The sequence below is a fragment of the Pseudomonas sp. AD21 genome (assembly GCF_002878485.1).
In the GTDB taxonomy this organism is placed as follows: Bacteria; Pseudomonadota; Gammaproteobacteria; order Pseudomonadales; family Pseudomonadaceae; genus Aquipseudomonas.
On the sequence record NZ_NQYG01000084.1, the window covers coordinates 1 to 20,765 of the forward strand.

The following is a 20,765-nucleotide window of genomic DNA, read 5'->3' on the forward strand; positions in this document are numbered from 1 at the left end:
GGGGTTTTGTTTTGCCCGCAGGAAAGTGGTTTGCTTTCCGCGCAAGGCTCTGCGAGGGGGGCTCTTTCCCCCTGTTTACGGTTGTTGCGCAGATCGAAAAATTCAGCGTGGTCGCCACTGATAGCCACATCAGGTAAAGCAGCAGGATCAGCCCGGTCCCCACATCAAAGTGCAGCACCGACACGACCATGACCACGACAACCAGCCAGAAACGCAAAGATCAATATCCCGGCAGGCATGCGCAGTGCGCCGAAAAAACCACCGGTGCCCACAAGGTATTGAGCGGCTATCTGCGCAGCCCACAGCGCGAGAATGTGCCGACTGCCCGGCAGCAAAGTCAGCCGCTAACCGGCACAGCTGATCACGAAGAAGTCCGTTTGGGGTGATGGGTTTCTTCGGTGTCCATCAGGCAGCCTTTTACGTCGTAGCGATAACCGCACTGCGTCGATGCGTTAACGTCTCCGGTACCGACACCAATAGCAGCACAAACGCCACCCCCGCAATCACCGCCAGGGTCAGAAACGCCGCGCTATAACCTGCCTCTTGCACCACAAATCCCGCCACGCCGCTGCTCAACGCCGCGCCCAGGCCGAACACCGTCGAGAGAGCGCCGAGGCTGATGTTGAAGTGTCCGGTGCCCAGGGTCAGGTCTTTCACCACCACTGGGAACAGCGCACCAAAGATCCCGGCGCCGACGCCATCGAGCAGTTGCACTGCGACCAGCCAGTAAGGGTCGTCAGACAGCGTGTACAGCACACCGCGTAACGGCAGGATCAGAAAACCTGCAAGCAGCAACGGTTTGCGCCCCCACACATCGGCCTTGGCCCCGACCAGCATCACTACTGGCACCATGACCAATTGCGCAGCGACGATGCAGGCCGAGGTCAGCGGCGTGGCCATCTGCAAGTTCACTTGCGCCAGTTTCTGGCTCACCAGTGGCAACATCGCCGCGTTGGCCAAGTGGAACAGGGCACAGCAGATGGCGAACATCAGCAGCGCCTTGTTGGTCAGCAACACCGATAACCCTGAAGGTGCTTTGCCGTGTGTGGCGTCACTCGTGTCCAGGCCACGGGCGAGATCGTGGTCGATGGCATTGGCGTCGATGAAGCTGACGGCAATTACAGTGCACAAGGCCATGACCGCCATCAGGTAGAACACCGCCACCGGGCCGAAGAGGTAGGCAAAGCTCCCCGCCAGCAGCGCTGCGCAAGCGTTGCCGGCGTGGTTGAACGTTTCATTGCGCCCGGTGCGCCAGGTGAATGCTCGAGGACCGGTGATCCCCAGGGTGATTGCCGAGATGGCCGGGGCGAACACCGACGCTGCGGCGGCACTCAAGGCTTGAGTAATCGCTACGAGGCTGAATGACGTGATGAAGGGCAGCACTACACAACTGCCGGTCACCAACAACGCGGCAATCGCGATGACTGCCCGTTTGCTGCGGGTGTTGTCGACGAGTGCGCCGGCGGGTGTCTGAGTGAGGAGGGCGGCTACACCGGCGAGGGTCATCACCAGCCCGATGCTGGCCGGTTCCCAGTGATGCACCGCCAACAGGTAAATGGCGAGATAGGGGCCGAGCCCGTCGCGCACATCGGCCAGGAAGAAGTTGAGGCTGTCCAGCGAGAGATTGTTGCGACGATTGGAGTGATTGATCACGCTGGCTTCTTCAGTAATCGAGGTTCGGCGAAATGACTCAACCTCAGCTAACTCAGCGGCATGTCGGCTGAGGATTTAGTTTCACACCGAGCGAAGGTGGCCACTCCAATTCGCTTCGAGCGGCCACGTTATGACGTCAGTTAATGCGTGGATGCTGCTGCACCAACTCCTTGCGCCTGGCTTCCAGTTCGGCGATTTCCGCGTCGATATCTTCGATTTTCTGTTCGATGTTGTCGTGGTGTTCCTTGAGCAGTTCCTTGGCTTCCTCAAGGTCCGATGCAGCCGGTGCGGCACCACGCAACGGCTTGTTGGCAGTCTCTTTCATGGTCACGCCGGTGATCAGGCCAACCACGGCAATCACCATCAGATAGTAGGCCGGCATGTACAGGTTGTCGGTACTTTCCACCAGCCAGGCCACAGCGGTCGGCGTCAGGCCGGCGATCAGCACCGAGACGTTGAAGGCAGCGGCCAGTGCGCTGTAGCGGATGTGCGTGGGGAACATTGCCGGCAGGGTCGAGGCCATCACGCCGATGAAGAAGTTGAGCAACACCGCGAGGATCAGCAGGCCGGAGAAGATCAGGCCGATCTTGCCGCTGTTGATCAGCATGAACGCCGGAATTGCCAGAAGGAACAGGCCGATGCTGCCGACAACGATAAAGGGTTTGCGACCGATCTTGTCGCTGATAAAACCAATTGCCGGTTGCACGAACAGCATTCCGACCATGATCGCGATGATGATCAACACGCCACGGTTTTCGCTGTAGTGCAGGTTGTGCGACAGGTAGCTGGGCATGTAAGTCAGCAGCATGTAATAGGTGACGTTGGTCACCGCCACCACACCGATGCAGGTCATCAGGCTGCGCCAGTGTTTGGTCGCGACTTCCTTGAACGAGATTTTCGGGCCGCCGGCCAGACCTTCGCGATCACCTTCTTCGAGTTTTTCGACGTGCTGCTGAAACGCCGGGGTCTCTTCCAGCGCGTGACGCAAATACAGGCCGATCATACCCAGCGGCAGGGCGAGGAAGAACGGCAGGCGCCAGCCCCATTCGAGGAATTTCTCTTCGCCGATGATTGTCGAAATCAGCACCACCACCCCGGCACCGAGGACGAAACCGGCAATCGAGCCGAAGTCCAGCCAACTGCCGAGGAAGCCGCGTTTGCGATCGGGAGCGTATTCTGCGACGAAAATCGACGCGCCGGTGTACTCACCGCCAACCGAGAAACCCTGGGCCATTTTCGCCAGCAGCAACAGGATCGGCGCCCAGATACCGATCGACTCATAGGATGGAATCAGGCCGATGGCGAAGGTGCTCAGCGACATGATCACAATGGTCGCGGCGAGGACTTTCTGCCGCCCGTACTTGTCGCCCAGCGCACCGAAGAACAGGCCGCCCAATGGCCGGATCAGAAACGGCACCGAGAAGGTCGCCAACGCTGCAATCATCTGTACGCCAGGATCGGCACCAGGAAAGAAGATCTTGCCCAGTGCATAGGCGACAAAACCGTAGACCCCGAAGTCGAACCATTCCATGGCATTGCCCAGTGCGGCGGCGGTGATCGCCTTGCGCATCTTGGCGTCGTCGACAATGGTGATGTCTTTCAATCCGATCGGATTGACGCTGTTTTTCCTTGATTTCATGCGGGTTACTCATAGCTGAACGGATTCAATGCCATTGTTTTGCTGGCATGGGCTCTTTGCGTCAGATACAAGAAGACACGAAATAATTCACTGCTAATGGCATTTTTGTCGTCCGACTGCGCAGACGCACGACGCGACGCGGCGGTCCGCTTGGCACGCCATTACGCAAAAGCACAAGACGTCGGGCTGAAAACCCGGATAATGGCCGCTAATTGTTTTTGCTCTCTGGTAAACCCGCATGGAAATCAAGGTCAACTTTCTCGACAACCTTCGACTTGAAGCCAAGTTCGACGACTTCACGGTGATCGCCGATCAGCCCATTCGCTACAAGGGCGATGGCTCGGCACCGGGGCCGTTCGACTACTTCCTGGCGTCGTCGGCCTTGTGCGCGGCTTACTTCGTGAAGCTGTATTGCGAAACGCGCAGCATCCCGACCGACAATATTCGTCTGTCGCAGAACAACATCGTCGACCCGGAAAACCGCTACAACCAGATCTTCAAGATCCAGGTCGAATTGCCGGCGGATATCTCCGAAAAGGATCGTCTGGGCATCCTGCGTTCGATCGATCGCTGCACGGTGAAGAAGGTCGTGCAGACCGGCCCCGAGTTTGTGATCGAGGAAGTCGAGAACCTCGACGCCGATGCGCAAGCGCTGCTGATGCCGCATTCGACGTCGGAGGCGGGCACCTACATTGCCGGTAAAGATCTGCCGCTGGAGCAGACCATCGCCAACATGTCGGGGATTCTCGCCGACCTGGGCATGAAGATCGAAATCGCCTCGTGGCGCAATATCGTGCCCAACGTGTGGTCGCTGCACATCCGCGACGCGCACTCGCCGATGTGCTTCACCAACGGCAAGGGCGCGACGAAAGAGGGCGCACTGGCCTCGGCACTGGGCGAGTTCATCGAGCGCCTGAACTGCAACTTCTTCTACAACGACCAGTTCTGGGGCGAGGACATCGCCACCGCAGAGTTCGTGCATTACCCGAACGAGCGCTGGTTCAAACCCGGCCCGAAAGACGAATTGCCGCCAGAGATTCTCGACGAATACTGCCTGGACATTTACAACCGCGACGGCGAGCTCAAAGGCTCGCACCTGTACGACACCAACTCCGGCAACACCCAGCGCGGCATCTGCTCGCTGCCGTTCGTGCGCCAGTCGGATGGCGAGGTGGTGTATTTCCCGTCCAACCTGATCGAAAACCTGTTCCTGAGCAACGGCATGAGCGCCGGCAACACCCTGGCCGAAGCGCAGGTGCAGTGCCTGTCGGAGATTTTCGAGCGCGCGGTCAAACGCGAAATCCTCGAGGGCGAAATGGCCTTGCCAGACGTACCGCAGGAAGTGCTGGAAAAGTACCCGAGCATTCTCGCCGGAATCAAAGGCCTTGAAGACCAGGGCTTCCCGGTGCTGGTCAAGGATGCATCGCTGGGCGGTGAATTCCCGGTGATGTGCGTGACCCTGATGAACCCGCGTACCGGCGGGGTGTTCGCCTCGTTCGGCGCGCACCCAAGCCTGGAAGTGGCGTTGGAACGCAGCCTGACCGAGTTGCTGCAGGGCCGCAGTTTCGAAGGTTTGAACGACTTGCCGCAGCCGACCTTCTCTGGTCAGGCAGTGACAGAGCCGAACAACTTCGTCGAGCACTTCATTGACTCCAGCGGTGTGGTGTCGTGGCGTTTTTTCAGTGCCAAGGCCGATTTCGAATTCGTCGAGTGGGACTTCTCCGGGCAGGGCGAAAACTCCAATGCCGAAGAAGCCGCGACTCTGTTTGGCATCCTCGAAGGCATGGGCAAAGAAGCGTACATGGCGGTCTACGACGACCTCGGTGCCAACGCTTGCCGGATCCTGGTGCCGGACTACTCGGAAATCTATCCGGTGGACGACCTGATCTGGGACAACACCAACAAGGCCCTGCAGTTCCGCGCCGACATTCTCAACCTGCACAGTCTGAGCAAGGTTGGCCTGCGCAATCTGGCACAGGGGCTGGAAAACAGTGAGCTGGACGATTACACCGACATCACCACGCTGATCGGCATCGAGTTCGACGACAACACGCCGTGGGGCAAGCTGACGATTCTGGAACTGCGCCTGTTGATCTGTCTCGCCCTGCAGAAATATGAGCCGGCCAAAGACCTGGTCGAAGCTTTCCTGCAATACAACGACAACACTGTAGAGCGCGGTTTGTTCTATCAGGCCGTGAACGTATGCCTGGAAATGGAACTGGACGAGGATCTGGAACTGGCCGATTACGAAGCCAGTTTCCGCCGCATGTTCGGCGACGAGCGTATGGACGCGGCGATCGGTTCGGTCAACGGCAGCGTGCGTTTCTACGGGTTGACGCCGACCAGCATGAAGCTCGAAGGGCTGGACCGTCATCTGCGTCTGATTGACAGCTATAAGAAACTGCATACGGCACGGGCCAATGCGGCAGGGTCGAATCGCTGATAGCGAGCCGCGTGGGGAGGGGATCTGTCCCCTCACCAGATTTTGTTTTGCCGCTAATGGATCATGGAGAACCAGGGATGGACGAGAAGGTAGTGAAGTCGAAGCTGGTCAACTTTCTGGTGGCTGACGTCGAGGTGGATTACGAAGGTGCAGGCGATTTTTACGATGCTGCCGGCAGTGGCAATGTTGGCGCATTGGCTAGCGTGCTGGAGGGTTTCCAAGAGGTTTACGGCGGGCTGTGGGTCGGTGGCAAAATGACCCTCACGAATGCCGCAGTGTACTTGAACGCCAACGCCATGAACCGCTTGGTTCAGGACGGCACACTGGACATCAGAGTGCCGCTGGGGATGATCCGCAAGGTCACTCTCGAAGGCGGCTTCATCACTAAAATCGTCTGCCTGGATACGGATGCCGGGAGCATTCTGTTCCGTTGCTATGGCGCGAAGGATGTCGTTGCGTTGATCGAAAAGTCGATCCAGCCACGGGTTTCGACAGCGGTGCTCAAGCGCGGAGCCTAGTGTGCTCGTGTCAGGCGCCGTTACTTTGGCTTGCACACCGCAATCGCCAGCAGGCTAGCTCCCACATAGAATCTGCGGCAGCCGCCCATCCTGAGTCCACCCAATAACCCTGTGGGAGCTGGCTTGCCAGAGAAAGGGCCGTATCAGCCAACATCATCGGCGCTATCAGCGCTTGCACTGCGCCTGCACCACCTGGCAAGTGTTCGGTGTACCTCCGGATCGGCTCGCGTAACGCATGCAGTTATTCATCGATTTCTTGCGCGCCATGCTCAAGGTATCGCCCCAGGCCAAACCGCCTTCGCCGGAGGTGGGCACGGCTTTGGCGTAGCAGTTGGAGCCGTTGGTGGCGTAGCGTTTGCTTGAACAGCCCGCTGTCAGCGCCAGGGCGGCGGCGAGCAGGCTGAGCAGGAGCCAGGACGAGCATTGGCGTGCAGTGATTACGGTCATCTGGGTTCCTCATTGAGTCAGGCGCTTCAATTACCTGACTGACAGTCGTTGGGCATTATCCAGCAATCGATACAAGGAAGCGCCCCAATGCGTACACCTGGATCTCTGGCCGCCGCCAATCCTGAATCCAGCGCAGTAACCCTGTAGGAGTGAGACCGCTCGCGATGGGGCTATATCAGTCACCATCTCTTTGGCTGACAGACCGCAATCGCCAGCAGGCTAGCTCCTACAATGATTGCGGGCAGGCCCCAAGGTTGTGAGACCTGCAGAAAATGCACTTACTCATTCCCCCGTACGCTCTGCTGCACAAACCGCTCGATCAACCACCGCGCCGCCGGCCCTGGTGGCAGGTCGGTGCGGTAGATGACGTCGAACGGGTAAATCCCGCTCTGGTATTCCGGCAGGTTCAAGCGCACCAACCGACCAGACTGCAAATCCTCCTCGACCATCGGCAACGGCATGTTCCCCCAGCCAATCCCTTCGCGCAGCAACATGTGTTTGGCACCCAGATCCGCCAGACGCCAGGTGCGGTTGCTGAGGACGGCGAAGTCGCGGTCCTTGGTCAGTTGCGAACGGTCGGACAACACCAGTTGCGTGAACTCGCGCCCGGCGCCGGGGACATTCGCTTCGCTGGCCGCCAATGGATGATGCGGCGCTGCCACCGGAATCAGCTCGACAGTGCCGGCGCCGATTCTTTCAATCGCCTCGATGCCTTCGTTCATCGGCCCGCTGACGCCAATGATCGCGCCGCGATTGATCACCCGCTCAGTCACTGCCCCCAGGGCCTCCATGTGCAAGTGCAGGGCGACCGTGGGAAATGCCTCGCGAAACGACTTCAAGGCATCCACCACCCGCTGCGGCGGCAGCATCACGTCGAGCACCACATGCACTTCAGCTTCCAGTCCCTGCAACAGGCCTTTGACCCTGGCGCGCAAGCCATGCACGCCGTTGGCGATGGTCCGAGCCTCGGCCAGTACCGTGCGGCCGGCTTCGGTGAGTTGCGGTTTGCGCGTGGTCTGACGATCGAACAGCGTCACCCCCAGCTGCAATTCGAGGTTGGCAATCGAATAGCTGATCACCGAAGTCGCGCGGTGCAGCTTCCTCGCCGCAGCGGCGGAGCTGCCCAGTTCCACCACCGTTAAAAACACCCGCAGTTGATCCAGCGTCGGCGTGCCCGGGTCAGAAATCATGGCTGTTTCCTCGTCATGTCCAGCGTAGCGCTATCGTCGCTGAGGACTATCAGCTTGTCTATTTTATAGAACGTAATGATCGAAATTAGTCGGCTATTCAGGTTAGCTGGCCGGGCGCACCATTTCCTCACTCGGACGATTCATCTCGGATCGCCCCAAATTCGAAGGAAATACCGCCATGACCACTACCGCAAACATCGCTCAAGCCACTACTGAACAATCCCGCAACGACGTCACCCAGGCCTCGGCCTCGTTGGTCGGCCGCATCCTGCTCAGCGCCATCTTCATCCTCTCCGGTTTCTCCAAACTGGCGGCCCCGGCGATGATGATCGGCTACATCAACTCTGTCGGGCTGCCGTTGCCACAAGTGGCGTTGGCCCTGGCAATCATCGTTGAAATCGGTGGCGGCCTGGCACTGATCGCCGGTTACCGCACCCGCACCGTCGCCGCTGTGCTGGCCGTGTTCAGCGTGGTTACCGCGCTGGCGTTCCACAACGCACTGGGCGATCAGAACCAGTTCATCCACTTCTTCAAGAACATCGCCATGGCCGGTGGCCTGTTGCAAGTGGTCGCGTTCGGCGCCGGTCGTTTCAGCCTTGACGCTCGTCGTCACTGATACCGCGCTATCCACCCCAATCGATCGAGGTCCCCCATGAAAGCCATCCGCGTGTACGAATACGGCAATCCCGAAGTGCTGCAACTGGAAGAAGTCGCCGACCCTGTGGCCGGCGCCGGTGAAGTGTTGATCGAAGTCGCCGGGGCAGGGGTCAACCCGATCGACTGGAAGGTGTTGTCCGGCGCGATGAAAGCGTTCATCCCGCTGCCACTGCCATTCACCCCGGGCGTTGAAGTGTCCGGCAAGGTGATCGCCACCGGCCCCGACGTGACCGAATTCAAGCTCGGCGATGACGTGTTCGGCTTCATCAGCATCGTCGGTGGTTACGCCAGCAAAGCCGTGGCCCCGGTGGCCAAACTGGCGCTGAAACCGCAGTCGCTCAGCGCCTTGCAGGCTGGCGCCGTTGCTGCCACCGCGCTCACCGCGTGGCAAGCGTTGACCGAGCACGCTGGCCTCCAGCGTCGGCAGAAAGTGCTGATCCACGCTGCCGCCGGGGGCGTGGGCAGCATGGCGGTGCAGATCGCCAAGTACCTGGGCGCCGAAGTCATCGCTACCGCGTCGGCCAGCAACCATGCGTATCTGAAGCAACTCGGTGCTGATGTCGTGATCGATTACACCACCCAGGCGTTCGAGGAACGGGTGTCCGACGTGGACGTAGTGCTCGATCTGGTCGGTGGCGACACGCAGAACCGTTCGTTCCGCGTGTTGAAACGCGATGGTCTGCTGATCTCGCCGGTCAGTGCGCCGAGCATGACCCTGGCCAACGATTACGGCGTGACCCCGATCAACTTCGCCACCCGCTCTGACGGTGCGCAACTGGCGCTGATTGCCGAGCTGTTCGATCGTGGCCACCTCACGGTTGATGTCGAAGTGTTCCCGCTGAGCGAGGCGCAACGTGCGGTGGAGAAAAGCCTGAGCCGCCGTGGTCATGGCCGGTTGGTCCTTGATCCTTCGAAGTAGTTCGCCGCACCCAATTGCACTGTGGAGATCGTCTTGCTCCTCACCGAGCAAGCGCTCAAGTCGGGTCCACCATTTGACCCGACTTGAGCACGCCATCAGCAAAGTCGGTGCTTTACCCGCATCAGCGCAAAACTGTTGGGCGTGGATCAGTCAGTTGGCGCACGACGATCTCCACCGCCTGATCCACGGCGAGAGTCGCTGTGTCGAGGCAAAGGATCGGCTGCGTCCAGGCTTCATATTCGTGATTCACCACAGAGGACCAGGTCGGCGGCGTCAGGCCCGCTATGTCTGATTGCCGATGTTCCACCCGACGACGATGCTCACGCGGGTCTGAGCAAATCACTTCGATGTTGAGCAACGGCGCGCCCGAGCGAGTCGCAATGTCGATCCACGCTTGCCGGCTTTCAGCGACGGGATTCACGCCATCAACCACAACACTGTGGCCGGGACGCAGGTTGTTCATGGCCAGTTCGTTGGCGACCCTGTAACCGCTGCTGCCAACCTCGTCAGCCAGAACCCCGGCGTTGCGGATGGCCTGTTCGATCGTGTCGATACGCAGATAGGTCGCGTCCAGTCGGGTCGCGAGTGACTTGGCGATGGTGGTCTTGCCGGTTCCTGGCAGGCCGCTGAACACAATTAGCATTGGCACTCCTTGTTCGCCGCGGCCCATGTCGCGTGCACAGTGAATTGCGATCCTGACTTACAAAGCCCACATCCGAACCAGTGCAAATTGCAGATCCACAGGTACGCATGTCCGGCCATCGACCCACTCATCTTCGCGAAGACGGCGTCCGGTATTGGTTTCGCGCTCGCCTTTGGCGATGACCAGGACGAACAGGCGGGGGGGGCATTCGAAGGAGCGCAACCGGTCGACATCGGCCCGCACCGACCAATCGCCTTCCAGACACTTGGCCTGCGAGACATCGCCCAGGCACTTGATTTCGGCGACCATCCTTGTTGCGCCAGTGTCATCCAATGAGTACAGATCGGCTTTGCGTCGATCGCCTATCGGCAGGTCTGTCCAGATCTCGACCTCATCCTCGAACCAGGCACGAAGGCTGATTTCGGCTTGAATCCAATGCTCGCGGCAACTGTTGAGTTGCAACACTTGCTCAAGGTTCTTCTCCATGCCGCGAAAAGCCCGTTCGAACAACTCGAGCCATTGAGTGGTGTCCATTTCACACGTCCTGTGTCAGTCCATTTGGGGGAGGGATTATGGACGGAATCCCCTTCAACCGAGAACCCCACGTTCACCACCGAACCCTGTGGGAGTGAGCCTGCACTGGGATCTGTGGTTCTCACCCATTCCGTTTTCAACGCAGTCTGCAGCTGATTTTCACCGACCCACACGGACAAAAAGCGCAGCCCACGGCCCAATCGCGCAGCCATTTCCTTGCGCAGTCGTTCTGTCATATTCGGTATCACTTGATTGCAGATAGTAGCCAGCCCAACGCTAATTCCAATGAGGCTGCACTGTGTTTCAACGTCTTGTGTGTTCGCTGTCTGTTCTGAGCCTGTCCATCGCCGCAGCCCACGCTGCCGAGCCTGTGGCGCTCGACGCGCCGCGGCTGAAAAGCATCGACAACTTCCGTGATGTCGCCGGCCTCACCACCGCGTACTCCACGGCCCACGACGGCACAATGCGCGGCGGCGTGTTCTACCGCTCCAACGCACTCACGCCGTCGGCAGCGGATCTGGCGACCCTCAACAGCCTCGGCATCAAAGCTGTCTACGACCTGCGTACCCCGAGCGAAATCGCCGGCACGCCGGACACCCTGCTGACCGGTGCGGCCTACCAGAACATCGACATCATCGGCAGCACCACTTCGGGCGCGAACATCACCACCGTGTCGTTCAAAAGCGCCGCCGACGCCATCGCCATGATGGAACAGACCAACCGCGCCTTCGTCAGCGACGCAGGGATGCGCGGTCAGTTCGGCAAGCTGTTCAACGAACTGGCCACCACCGACGGCGCGCAACTGTTCCACTGCACCGCCGGCAAGGACCGCACCGGCTGGACCGCTGCCGTGTTGCAAAGCATCGCCGGGGTCGACAACGCGACCATCATGGCCAACTACCTCGCGACCAACGACTACACCGCCGCCCGCGTCGCCGCGACCCTCAAAGCCATGCCGCCGAGCATGGCGTCGATCTATGGGCCGTTGCTCGGCGTGCAGGCCAGCTACTTGCAGGCCGGCCTCGATGAAGTCACTGCCGAATACGGCAGCATGGACAACTACCTCAAACAAGGCCTCGGCCTGTCGCAAGAAACCCTCTACGTGCTGCGCGGCAAACTGGTCGAGTACAACAGTCTGCCGGGTCAGGCCGGGTTGATCGGCAACGCGGCCGCCGGTGCCGAATTGCTCCGCGAGTTGCAGAACACCAGCCTGTCCGGCACCTACAGCGCCTACAACTACTACCTGCAATCAGCTATCGACGCCGGCTCCCTCGGCGGTGTCGATACCCAGGTCGGCGGTCAGGTCCACGCTGACGCCGCCAGCTACTTGCTGCGCCAGAACGCAATGATCGAACAAGCCGCCGCGCCTTACGCCAGCGGCTCCGACCTGAAAGTCGGCCAATACCGCTTGTGGACCGCCGCGCTCGCCGGCTACCTCGGCACCGATGGCTCGTCCCACGCCGAAAGCAGCAACGAACACAGCCAGGGCCTGATGGTTGGCATCACCCAGCGCTTCTCCGAACAACTCAGCGCGCGCGGCGGTTTCGGCTACAGCAAAGGCACCGTCGGCGGCGCGGGAGGCGAGGCTGATACCGACTTCACCTTCTTCAATCTCGGTGCCCGCTACGGCTTCACCAGCCTGGAGCGCGGGCTGTTCGTCGACGCCAACGCCAGTGCTGGCTACGTCGACTACGACAGCAAGCGCGAGCTCGGCGGCGGCCTCGGCACGGCCAAGGGCGATACCCACGGCAGCCTCACCGGCGCCACGCTGGCGCTGGGTTACCGAGCACCAGTCAACGGCATGATCCTCGAGCCAAGCCTCGGCTTGCGCGTCAGCCACCTCGACCTCAAAGGTTTCAAAGAGAAGGGCAGCGAACTGTCACTCGACATCGACGACAACACCGCCACCCGCCGCAGCGCCGTCGCCAACCTCAACGTGGCGTTCGCCCCGGTGGCGATGGGCGACTGGCAACTGGTGCCGGGCGTGCAGGTCGGCTACGAACGCTCGCTGGGCAACAACGACGTCAACAGCCAGGGCCACCTGCTGGGCCTCGACATCGAACAACGCGCCGCCTTCGACAACCGCGACCGGTTCAGCGGTGGCGTCAACCTGATGGCCAGCCTCGGCGCCGTCAGCGTCGGCGCGGAAGTCGGCGCCAGCGGCGGTGGTGACAGCCACGGCTTCAGCGGCAGCCTGAAGGCCAGTTACGCGTTCTAAAAAAGGGATAACAGCGCAAGGTCAAGGATGACCACCATTCACAAAACACCACCAAAACCCTGTGGGAGCGGGCTTGCTCGCGAAGACGCCATGTCAGCCAACATCACCATCAACTGATCCTCCGCGTTCGCGAGCTCAAATGGCTGCCCAGCATATGAGCCTATTAACCCCGCCCCCTCAGCTCCGCCGGGCTCACCCCATACGCCTGCTGAAAATACTGACAAAACCGCCCGACATTACTGAAGCCAAAACGCAGCGCCACCTCCGTCACCGACGCCGAATGCCGCTGCCCCAGCGCTTCGAAAGCCCGCTCCAGCCGCACCTGACGCTGATACGCCACAATCGACGTCCCGACAAACCGCCGAAACCCCTCCTGCAACGCTCGCTGACTGACATTGCTCAACCGCGCCAACTCGACACCGCTCACCAGTTGTTCCGGATGCGCCCGAATAAACTCCACCGCCAACTTCACATGCCGCGGCGCCACCCTCGGCGCGGGCTGGCGCAACGCCTCGGTAAAATTGTGCGGCCACGCCTCCAGCACCGCATCAATCAACATCTCGCGCAACCGCGACGGCATCAGCGTGCCGCTATTGAGCAACAGATCAAACTCCGTCCCCGTCGCCAGATCAATCAACGCCTTGATCCCCTGAAACGCCGCCGTGTGCAGATCCACCACCGGCTCAAACACAATCTTCTGCACAATCGGCCGCCCCAACAACGCCGACAACCGCTCAGTCAGATGCCCACGATTAACCGAAATTCCGTGATGCGCATGATCGTCGAGAAACCGCATCGAGCGAATATCCGCCTTGTCGATCGCCAACCCCACCTGGGCCATGCCAACGGACTCGGTGCGGTGGTTGAACACAATCTTGCCGGCTGTGGGAATCACGAAAGTGATCTCGTCCTGCGGGTCAGGGAAGGTGACGGTGAAATCACCGTGGTAATGCATGCGACGGAAACTGACGCCGTCGTGCCGCCCGTAGACGCCGCCGATGATGATGTTGGGCGGTGGCGGCGGGGTGTCGGCGTAGCGGTTGCCGAAGAGACGGGAGAAGAGGGCGCCGAAGTCTTCGGAGTGGAGGTTTTCGGAGCGGAGGATGATTTTTTGGCGGGGTGGGGTTGGGGACACCTTGGGGGGCACCTTTTGTTGGGGCTCTTGGTTAAGTGGGGGAGGAGGCGGACGGGAGGTTAGCAGGTTGGGGGTGACAGATTTGTGACCGGAAATTCAGTCGCTGGTCGATGGGTGGTAAGCGTCTGGTAGACACACCTTGCGATGGGCAGCCCGCTGCGACCTAAGACTTTCTCTTAGTGATACAGCGGTTTTGGCCACCATATGAGGGCTAGCAAACTCGCTGCCGGGAGGCCCTTGTCGAGGACCCGCGCCGGTACCGGCGCTTGAATATCGTAAGGGGCGCGCGGCCGTTAATTTTCATTGATAATCGGCACGCTGCACCTGCATTCAGGGACAAATCATTCAAGGGAGAGAGGTCGTGTCAGCCATATCTGGAAACAGCAACATTTTTCGACTGGCAACCGCCCAGGCATTGGGGGGTGGTAACTCAGTCATCGTCTATGCAACCGGCGCTATTGTGGGGGACATGCTTGCACCGGATAAAGCATTGGCGACGCTGCCTATCTCCATTTTTGTCGTGGGTATGGCGAGCTGCACGCTACCTGCCGGCGCCATTGCGCAGCGCTATGGGCGCAGTCTCGTATTTATGCTGGGAGCGTTGTGCGGCATCCTGATGGGAGTGTTGGCTGCGATTGGCGTTTATTTGTCTTCCTTCTTCATTTTCTGTGCTGCGATGCTGTTTGGTGGCGCTTATGCTGCTGTGGTGCTGACGTTTCGTTTCGCCGCCGCAGAATGCGTTCCAGAAAACAGGCAACCCTGGGCACTTTCAATCGTCATGGCTGCCGGGCTAGCGGCGGGTGTACTTGGTCCACAGACTGTCACCTATACGATGGACCTATGGGAGCCCCACCTGTTTATCGTTACTTATGTTGCAGCCGCATTAATGGCGGTGGTTTCGGCGGCGGTGCTGCTAGGTGTCGATTTTCCACGCCTTGATGCGGCTGTTTGTGCTCCAGGTCGCCCGCTTGCGGTGATTGTTCGGCAGCCTGGACTCATCAACGCCATGCTCTGTGGTGTCATAATTTACACTTTGATGAATTTCCTGATGACTTCGGCCCCACTAGCAATGAAGCATGAGGATCTTTCACTGGGATCATCGAATCTGGCATTGCAGTGGCACGTAATTGCAATGTATGCGCCCAGTTTTTTCACTGGAAATCTAATCCGTCGTTTTGGGGCTAACCGCGTTGTGTTGATGGGGTTGATGTTAACCGGTGCTTCTATTGCTGTCGGGTTTTCCGGCATGCAGTCCTACCACTTTTATCTATGTTTGGTGCTTCTGGGGATTGGTTGGAATTTCGGTTTTGTCGGCGCCTCTGCGCTCGTCCTTCGGTGCCATAAAACAAGCGAAAGAAACAGTGTCCAAGCGCTCAATGATTTCATTGTCTTTGGCGCCGTGGTGCTCGGCTCGTTTGCATCGGGAGGTATATTGAATCGATACGGTTGGACCGTTATCTGTGCGCTTGCCTTTGTACCTGTACTGGTTGCTATAGCGACGTTGATGTTGAGCGAGCATCGCGTCAGATATTCAACTCAGGAACGCACGAGCTAGTTCTGCGGGGCTGGATTAGCCTCCAGGCCATGATTCGACTCACTCGGAATACGGGCTGAAAGGATCTGAATCGCCCCGGATTCTCTAAACACATTCGAGAGGCAGCTTCTGTCTGAAAGCAGACGATTCACACATGCCGGTTTCTGACAGATCCCTCCGTGACGCTCACCATGGGGCGCCACGGAGGGAGCGTTCGCTACGCCGTCGGCACAACGTTATCCAACGCCTGATTCACCGCCAACTCCCTCAGCATCACCACCTGCGCAATGCCCAGTAGCGTCTTGCGAATCGGCCCCTCAACCAACGCGGCCACCCCCCCCAACATCACTGTCGCCGCCCCCAATGATTCACTGGCGTTCGCCAGCAATTCCTCGGTGGCGATTTTGGGATTGGCGAGGAACATGGCGTTGGGTGTGTAGGGTGTTGCCATGATCGTTTGACCAGATCAGCTGCTGCGGCCGCTGCTCGATGATGTGCCCGAAGACGCGTTATGTGGGGTGCGCCGGGCAAGGTGCTGCCGGTGTCGCCGCAATGGCATCCGCTGTTGGTTGCGGGGCTGAGTCCGATTCCGGATGTGCTGGCCGGCGATTCGGTGTGGTGGCATTGCGATGTAATCCATAGCGTTGCGCCAGTGCAGAACCAGCAAGGCTGGGGCAACGTGATGTCCGTGCCGGCGGCGCCGATGTGTCCGAAGCCACATTCAGTGAACTCCGCCCTCAAGCCTTTCAATCAGTGGCAGATGCGGACATGGTGCTGGCGGCGCTAATGTCCCACGTCAACATCACCTGACCGATCGCCGCATCAATCACCGCAAGCGCCGTGTCATCCCGCGCCAGTATGGAGATCCCCTGCAGAAAACTGTCGAACACGGTCGCCATCGCGACGGCCGCAGTTTGCTCGGGTAAATGACCCTCACTGATCCCACGCTCGACACACGCCACAATCCCCGCCCGCGTGCGGGCGCGGGACTGGGTGAGGGCTTCGACCACGCGCGCATTCTCCGGGCTTGGCGCGCTCATGACACCGAGGGTGACCATGCAGCCCCTGGGGTGGCCGTCGTCGCACTGCATGCGCGCGGATTGGCGCAGGGCGGTTTCGATGGCCTGGCGGGGTGGCAGGGTTTCATCCCACAGGCATTCGGTGACCTGGGCGAAAGTTGCCAGGTAACGCTGCACGCATTCGTCGAACAGGGCTTCCTTTGAGCCGAACGCGGCGTAGAAGCTCGGCGCGGAAATGCCGCCACCCAGTTCCGCCTTCAACAAGGCGAGGGAGGTCGAGTCGTAGCCGTGTTGCCAGAACAGTTGCATGGCCTGATCGACGGCGTCATCACGGTCGAAAGCGCGGGGGCGGCCCATTCTCGCCATCTCAAAACTCCTCGAAAAGATGATTTAGATACTAGTCGATACATAAGTCGTTGACAACGAACGGTGCCTGCGGCCAGTATTTTATATCGATCGGTATCTAAGTCTGAATTTCTCTGCTCAAGGAGCTTCCCGTGACATCTTCAATCACTTTATCGGCTGCGCCCAAACGCCTGCCTGTCGGCGCGTTGCTGGCGCTGGCGATGACCGGGTTCATCTGCATCGTCACTGAAACATTGCCTGCGGGCCTGTTGCCATTGATTAGCGAAGGCCTGGGGATTTCCCCATCGATGGCCGGCCAGATGGTCACCGCGTATGCGTTGGGTTCGGTGCTGGCGGTCATTCCCATGACCATTGCGACGCGCGGCTGGCGTCGGCGCAATGTGTTGCTGCTGACCGTTGTGGGCTTCCTGCTGTTCAATTCGATCACGGCGTTGTCATCGCACTATGGGGTGACGCTGGTGGCGCGGTTCTTTGCGGGTGTGTCGGCGGGGGTGGCCTGGAGTCTGCTGGCTGGTTATGCCCGGCGTATGGTCGAGGCCGATCAACAGGGCAAGGCGTTGGCGCTGGCCATGGTCGGTACACCGATTGCCCTGTCGCTGGGTGTGCCGCTGGGTACCTGGCTGGGCGGCCTCGTGGGCTGGCGTACGACGTTCGGCATCATGTCGGCCCTGACCTTGATATTGATCGTTTGGGTACTGGTGAAGGTGCCGGATTATCCGCCGCAACCTGCGCACCAGCGCATGTCGCTGCGCGGCGTGTTGACGACGCCGGGTGTTCGACCGGTGCTGGCGGTGGTGATCAGCTGGATGCTGGCGCACAACATTCTCTACACCTACATCGCGCCGTTCGTGGCGCCGGCAGGGCTGCAGAATCGGGTGGACCTGGTGTTGCTGGTATTTGGCATCGCAGCGCTGGCGGGTATCTGGCTGACCGCGAAACGGGTGGAGCCGCTGTTGCGCAAGACAGTGTTGGTGAGCCTCGCAACGTTTGCGGCGGTTTGCGTGGTGCTGGGATTGCTGGGGCGCGTGCCGGAGGTGATCTACGTCGGTGTGGCGATATGGGGACTGAGCTTCGGCGGCTCGGCGACGTTGTTGCAAACAGCGTTGGCGGACGCGGCAGGTGACGGCGCCGATGTGGCGTTATCGCTGAACGTCGTGGCCTGGAACAGCGCGATTGCCGGCAGCGGGGTGGTGGGGGGTGTGCTGCTGGACAAATGGGGTGTTGCCTCGTTTCCGTGGGCGATGGTGGTGCTGGTGGGCGTGGGGTTTGCGATTGCGTGGTGGGCGCGGGTGCATGGCTTCAGGCCGGGCGCGCGTGGGGCGCGGTAGTCTCGGGTTCTTCGTTGACTGGGCTGGCGCTTTCGCGAGCAGGCTCACTCCAGTGGTTTTGCGGTGTTCCGGAATGTTGTGGCCGGCACAAAACCTGTGGGAGCGAGCCTGCTCGCGATTTGGGTACCCACGATGCTGGGTTTATTCATCGCCATTTTGGACACAGTGTTTGTCCCGCCGACCGATTTTTGCCGTGCGCTTCAATCCCTAACATCGTCTGCAACCCGTGACCTAACACGGTTCCCCACAAGACGGTGAACATCATGAAGCTTTCAAAAATCGCTCTTCTGCTAGTCCTCGGCGGTATCGGCGCACAGGCCTTTGCGGCGGACGAAACCGCACAAGTCGAGTCTTACAATGCTGCCGCTCAACCAGACATCGCCCACGTGGTGTCGATCTCCGACGCGGCCAACCAGTGCGGTGCGGTGCCGGTGCAGATGACGTATGACGACTCGACCGGTGCGCGGCATGTGGTGCAATATCAGGTGATGGGCAGTGGTTGTTCCAACGGTTGACGTCGGTGCAAGCGCTGGAGGGTCGACACTCCAGGTCTGCGGCATTAAGCGTTGGCGAGTTCTTTGGCCCTGGCCATGTCTTCATCGGACGCCAGCAGTTGCGGGATGGCGGTTTTCAGGAACTCCACCCAGGTCTTGATTTTGGCGTCGACGAATTTGCGTGACGGGTAGATCGCGAACAGGTTGTATTCCTCCAGGCGGTACTCCGGCAGTACCCGCACCAATGTGCCTCCCGCCAATCCTTCAACGGCCGATGCCAGCGGCTGAATGCCGATGCCCATGCCATTTCTGATCGCGGTGGCCATGCCGTCAGCGGTGTTGATGTGGAAAGGCGAGTCGGGGATATTCTGCGTTTCCATGCCTTGTGGCCCTTCGAATACCCAGTTTTCTGCGGGCATCACCGTGTTGACGATGCGCAGGCAGTCGTGCGCGCCGAGGTCGGCGGGGGTGGCGGGATGGCCGCGTTTGGCCAGGTACGAAGGTGCGGCGCAGAGGATGCTGTAGGTGGTGCCCAGGCGTTGTGCGACGAAGCCGGAATCGGGCAGGTCGCGGGCGAGGACGATCGACATGTCGTAGCTTTCTTCGAGCAGGTCGGGCAGGCGATTGCTCAAGGTCAGGTCGAACGTCACTGAGGGGTGAATCTCCCGGTAGCGGGCGATGGCGTTGATCACGTAGTGGTTGCCGATGGCGGCCATGGCGTGGATTTTCAGGCGTCCGACCGGCAAGGTCTGGGCGGTGCCGGCCTCTTCGTCGGCTTCGCGCAGGTCATCGAGGATTTTTTCGCAGCGCTGCAAGTAGCGCACGCCGGCTTCGGTCAGGGCAAGGCGGCGGGTGGTGCGGTTGATCAGGCGCGTGTGCAGCCGGGCTTCGAGACTGGAGACGGCTTTGGAGACGTTGGTCGTGGTGGTGTCGAGCACGTCGGCCGCAGCGGTGAAGCTGCCGCTCTGGGCCACGGCGACGAAGCAGCGCAGGGTCTGAATAACGTCCATCGTTGTTGTTGGCTCTGTGGATGGGATTGCCATTCTAGGGTTTGCCGTGGGTGGTGTTGCAAATGTTTGCGAACGAGGAGCGCGTGCATGGCGGGTGAAGGGCTTGAGGACATTCTGGCGCCGGGGCTTTCGGTGGTGTTTTGCGGGATCAATCCGGGGTTGCTCGCGGCGGCGCAGGGGCATCATTTTGCCGGGCGCGGAAATCGTTTCTGGCGCACCTTGCACCTGGTCGGGTTCACCCCGCATGAAGTGCGGGCGGAGGATGATTGCAGCCTTGTGCAATATGGCTGCGGGTTGACGGCGGTGGTCGAGCGGCCAACGGCGCGGGCGGATCAGTTGGCGGCGGAGGAGTTTGCAGCGGCGGCCCTCGGCTTTGAACAGAAGATCAACCGGTATGCGCCGCGTTATGTGGCGTTTCTTGGCAAGGCTGCGTATGCCGCGTTGTCGGGGCAGAAAGTCGTGGTGTGGGGGCCGCAGGCAAAGACCTTTGGCGGCGCACGGGTGTGGGTGTTGCCCAATCCCAGCGGCAGGAACCTTGCGTTCAATCTTCCGCAACTGGTGGACGCTTATCGTCAACTGCAAGTGGCGTCGTCAGGGCCGACAATCTAAACATCGCAACTGCGCAAAAAGTTGCGCAGTTGTTTCGCCGATTTCACCCGAGAATCCCCTTCAAACCCTTATAAAACGTGGCCTGTAGCCAGGTGCGCAAGAAGTTGCACAGTACTGCGCAACTTCTTGCGCACTTTTTTCTGTTTATCGAAGTTTAAAACGCCAAAACGCGAAGGCATCGTCGCCAAACCCTTGATCCGTAATGGCTAGATGATGGCTGGCACGGAACTTGATAGCTGAACAGGCACCCGGACAGGCAATGGTGCCTGTCGGTTTGTGTTTTCAAGCAAGGAGAGCATCCCCATGGCAACACCAGCGTACATGTCCGTCACTGGCGAAAAACAAGGCCTGATCACTGCCGGCGCCTTCACCGCCGACTCCGTTGGCAACACCTACCAGGAAGGCCACG

18 protein-coding genes and 4 pseudogenes are annotated in these 20,765 nt (G+C 60.0%); 11 read left to right on the forward strand and 11 right to left on the reverse strand.

The annotated features are described in order from the left end of the window. Window positions 1-91: 91 nt before the first annotated feature. The 3 genes and pseudogenes from PseAD21_RS30405 to proP all read right to left on the reverse strand — a co-directional run. Window positions 92-344: pseudogene (locus tag PseAD21_RS30405) on the reverse strand (tryptophan-rich sensory protein); the annotation flags it as partial. A gap of 73 nt (window positions 345-417) precedes the next feature. After that, window positions 418-1,653, reverse strand: coding sequence for an MFS transporter (locus tag PseAD21_RS27220; protein ID WP_102358841.1), 1,236 nt, complete (start codon window positions 1,651-1,653; stop codon window positions 418-420). A gap of 136 nt (window positions 1,654-1,789) precedes the next feature. Beyond that, window positions 1,790-3,292, reverse strand: a complete 1,503-nt coding sequence (gene proP, locus PseAD21_RS27225) for a glycine betaine/L-proline transporter ProP (RefSeq protein ID WP_102358842.1) — start codon at window positions 3,290-3,292, stop codon at window positions 1,790-1,792. Between the two features lie 238 nt (window positions 3,293-3,530). On the opposite strand from proP, the gene PseAD21_RS27230 reads away from it, so the two are divergent. Together PseAD21_RS27230 and PseAD21_RS27235 are read left to right on the forward strand one after the other, a co-directional pair. After that, the gene (locus tag PseAD21_RS27230) at window positions 3,531-5,735 is read left to right on the forward strand and encodes an OsmC domain/YcaO domain-containing protein (RefSeq protein WP_102358843.1); all 2,205 of its coding nucleotides are present in this window, start codon (window positions 3,531-3,533) and stop codon (window positions 5,733-5,735) included. 77 nt (window positions 5,736-5,812) lie between these two features. Continuing rightward, a complete protein-coding gene (locus PseAD21_RS27235; protein ID WP_102358844.1) occupies window positions 5,813-6,253 on the forward strand; it encodes a hypothetical protein in 441 nt (146 codons plus the stop codon). Window positions 6,254-6,418: 165 nt separating this feature from the next. On the opposite strand, the gene PseAD21_RS27240 is transcribed toward PseAD21_RS27235, so the two are convergent. Both PseAD21_RS27240 and PseAD21_RS27245 read right to left on the reverse strand, forming a co-directional pair. Beyond that, the gene (locus PseAD21_RS27240; protein ID WP_102358845.1) at window positions 6,419-6,700 is read right to left on the reverse strand and encodes a hypothetical protein; all 282 of its coding nucleotides are present in this window, start codon (window positions 6,698-6,700) and stop codon (window positions 6,419-6,421) included. 278 nt (window positions 6,701-6,978) lie between these two features. Next, complete coding sequence (locus PseAD21_RS27245; RefSeq protein ID WP_102358846.1) at window positions 6,979-7,890, reverse strand: LysR family transcriptional regulator; 912 nt, start codon at window positions 7,888-7,890, stop codon at window positions 6,979-6,981. A gap of 178 nt (window positions 7,891-8,068) precedes the next feature. Here PseAD21_RS27245 and PseAD21_RS27250 point away from each other — a divergent pair, with 178 nt between their 5' ends. Continuing rightward, complete coding sequence (locus tag PseAD21_RS27250) at window positions 8,069-8,506, forward strand: DoxX family protein (protein WP_102358847.1); 438 nt, start codon at window positions 8,069-8,071, stop codon at window positions 8,504-8,506. A 36-nt stretch (window positions 8,507-8,542) separates the two neighbouring features. Beyond that, window positions 8,543-9,466 (forward strand): NADP-dependent oxidoreductase, encoded by a 924-nt coding sequence (locus PseAD21_RS27255; protein ID WP_102358848.1) that lies wholly within the window; start codon window positions 8,543-8,545, stop codon window positions 9,464-9,466. A 121-nt stretch (window positions 9,467-9,587) separates the two neighbouring features. Here the strand turns inward: PseAD21_RS27255 and PseAD21_RS27260 are convergent, their stop codons facing one another. Together PseAD21_RS27260 and PseAD21_RS27265 are read right to left on the reverse strand one after the other, a co-directional pair. Further along, the gene (locus PseAD21_RS27260; protein WP_102358849.1) at window positions 9,588-10,109 is read right to left on the reverse strand and encodes an AAA family ATPase; all 522 of its coding nucleotides are present in this window, start codon (window positions 10,107-10,109) and stop codon (window positions 9,588-9,590) included. A 57-nt stretch (window positions 10,110-10,166) separates the two neighbouring features. Continuing rightward, a complete protein-coding gene (locus PseAD21_RS27265; protein ID WP_102358850.1) occupies window positions 10,167-10,643 on the reverse strand; it encodes a hypothetical protein in 477 nt (158 codons plus the stop codon). A gap of 298 nt (window positions 10,644-10,941) precedes the next feature. On the opposite strand from PseAD21_RS27265, the gene PseAD21_RS27270 reads away from it, so the two are divergent. Next, window positions 10,942-12,861 (forward strand): tyrosine-protein phosphatase, encoded by a 1,920-nt coding sequence (locus PseAD21_RS27270; protein ID WP_102358851.1) that lies wholly within the window; start codon window positions 10,942-10,944, stop codon window positions 12,859-12,861. Between the two features lie 163 nt (window positions 12,862-13,024). Here PseAD21_RS27270 and PseAD21_RS27275 read toward each other — a convergent pair whose 3' ends face one another. Next, complete coding sequence (locus PseAD21_RS27275; protein ID WP_102358852.1) at window positions 13,025-13,996, reverse strand: AraC family transcriptional regulator; 972 nt, start codon at window positions 13,994-13,996, stop codon at window positions 13,025-13,027. 361 nt (window positions 13,997-14,357) lie between these two features. Between PseAD21_RS27275 and PseAD21_RS27280 the strand changes: the two genes are divergently transcribed. Continuing rightward, entirely contained in the window at window positions 14,358-15,551 is a 1,194-nt protein-coding gene (locus tag PseAD21_RS27280; protein ID WP_102358853.1) for an MFS transporter, read from the forward strand. A 196-nt stretch (window positions 15,552-15,747) separates the two neighbouring features. Here the strand turns inward: PseAD21_RS27280 and PseAD21_RS27285 are convergent. Continuing rightward, a pseudogene (locus PseAD21_RS27285) lies at window positions 15,748-15,984 on the reverse strand (DUF6124 family protein); the annotation flags it as partial. 16 nt (window positions 15,985-16,000) lie between these two features. Between PseAD21_RS27285 and PseAD21_RS27290 the strand changes: the two are divergent. Then, window positions 16,001-16,245 (forward strand): annotated as a pseudogene (locus PseAD21_RS27290) (YbiU family protein); the annotation flags it as partial. A gap of 31 nt (window positions 16,246-16,276) precedes the next feature. Here the strand turns inward: PseAD21_RS27290 and PseAD21_RS27295 are convergent. After that, window positions 16,277-16,915: a TetR/AcrR family transcriptional regulator gene (locus tag PseAD21_RS27295; RefSeq protein ID WP_102358854.1), complete on the reverse strand. Its 639-nt coding sequence runs from the start codon at window positions 16,913-16,915 to the stop codon at window positions 16,277-16,279. Window positions 16,916-17,046: 131 nt separating this feature from the next. On the opposite strand from PseAD21_RS27295, the gene PseAD21_RS27300 reads away from it, so the two are divergent. Both PseAD21_RS27300 and PseAD21_RS27305 read left to right on the forward strand, forming a co-directional pair. Then, window positions 17,047-18,243, forward strand: coding sequence for an MFS transporter (locus PseAD21_RS27300; protein ID WP_102358855.1), 1,197 nt, complete (start codon window positions 17,047-17,049; stop codon window positions 18,241-18,243). A gap of 263 nt (window positions 18,244-18,506) precedes the next feature. Next, the gene (locus PseAD21_RS27305; protein WP_102358856.1) at window positions 18,507-18,758 is read left to right on the forward strand and encodes a DUF2790 domain-containing protein; all 252 of its coding nucleotides are present in this window, start codon (window positions 18,507-18,509) and stop codon (window positions 18,756-18,758) included. A 44-nt stretch (window positions 18,759-18,802) separates the two neighbouring features. Here PseAD21_RS27305 and PseAD21_RS27310 read toward each other — a convergent pair whose 3' ends face one another. Further along, window positions 18,803-19,747: a LysR family transcriptional regulator gene (locus PseAD21_RS27310; RefSeq protein ID WP_102358857.1), complete on the reverse strand. Its 945-nt coding sequence runs from the start codon at window positions 19,745-19,747 to the stop codon at window positions 18,803-18,805. Window positions 19,748-19,834: 87 nt separating this feature from the next. On the opposite strand from PseAD21_RS27310, the gene mug reads away from it, so the two are divergent. Together mug and PseAD21_RS27320 are read left to right on the forward strand one after the other, a co-directional pair. Beyond that, window positions 19,835-20,356, forward strand: a complete 522-nt coding sequence (mug, locus tag PseAD21_RS27315) for a G/U mismatch-specific DNA glycosylase (protein WP_102358858.1) — start codon at window positions 19,835-19,837, stop codon at window positions 20,354-20,356. A gap of 303 nt (window positions 20,357-20,659) precedes the next feature. After that, window positions 20,660-20,765: pseudogene (locus PseAD21_RS27320) on the forward strand (type VI secretion system tube protein Hcp); the annotation flags it as partial.

Coding starts and splice junctions, on each gene's coding strand:
- PseAD21_RS27235 (WP_102358844.1), top strand. CDS start 5,813: ATGGACGAGAAGGTAGTGAAGTCGAAGCTGGTCAACTTTCTGGTGGCT.
- PseAD21_RS27260 (WP_102358849.1), bottom strand. CDS start 10,109: ATGCTAATTGTGTTCAGCGGCCTGCCAGGAACCGGCAAGACCACCATC.
- PseAD21_RS27240 (WP_102358845.1), bottom strand. CDS start 6,700: ATGACCGTAATCACTGCACGCCAATGCTCGTCCTGGCTCCTGCTCAGC.
- PseAD21_RS27255 (WP_102358848.1), top strand. CDS start 8,543: ATGAAAGCCATCCGCGTGTACGAATACGGCAATCCCGAAGTGCTGCAA.
- PseAD21_RS27305 (WP_102358856.1), top strand. CDS start 18,507: ATGAAGCTTTCAAAAATCGCTCTTCTGCTAGTCCTCGGCGGTATCGGC.
- PseAD21_RS27310 (WP_102358857.1), bottom strand. CDS start 19,747: ATGGACGTTATTCAGACCCTGCGCTGCTTCGTCGCCGTGGCCCAGAGC.
- PseAD21_RS27265 (WP_102358850.1), bottom strand. CDS start 10,643: ATGGACACCACTCAATGGCTCGAGTTGTTCGAACGGGCTTTTCGCGGC.
- PseAD21_RS27230 (WP_102358843.1), top strand. CDS start 3,531: ATGGAAATCAAGGTCAACTTTCTCGACAACCTTCGACTTGAAGCCAAG.
- PseAD21_RS27245 (WP_102358846.1), bottom strand. CDS start 7,890: ATGATTTCTGACCCGGGCACGCCGACGCTGGATCAACTGCGGGTGTTT.
- mug (WP_102358858.1), top strand. CDS start 19,835: ATGGCGGGTGAAGGGCTTGAGGACATTCTGGCGCCGGGGCTTTCGGTG.
- proP (WP_102358842.1), bottom strand. CDS start 3,292: ATGAAATCAAGGAAAAACAGCGTCAATCCGATCGGATTGAAAGACATC.
- PseAD21_RS27250 (WP_102358847.1), top strand. CDS start 8,069: ATGACCACTACCGCAAACATCGCTCAAGCCACTACTGAACAATCCCGC.
- PseAD21_RS27295 (WP_102358854.1), bottom strand. CDS start 16,915: ATGGCGAGAATGGGCCGCCCCCGCGCTTTCGACCGTGATGACGCCGTC.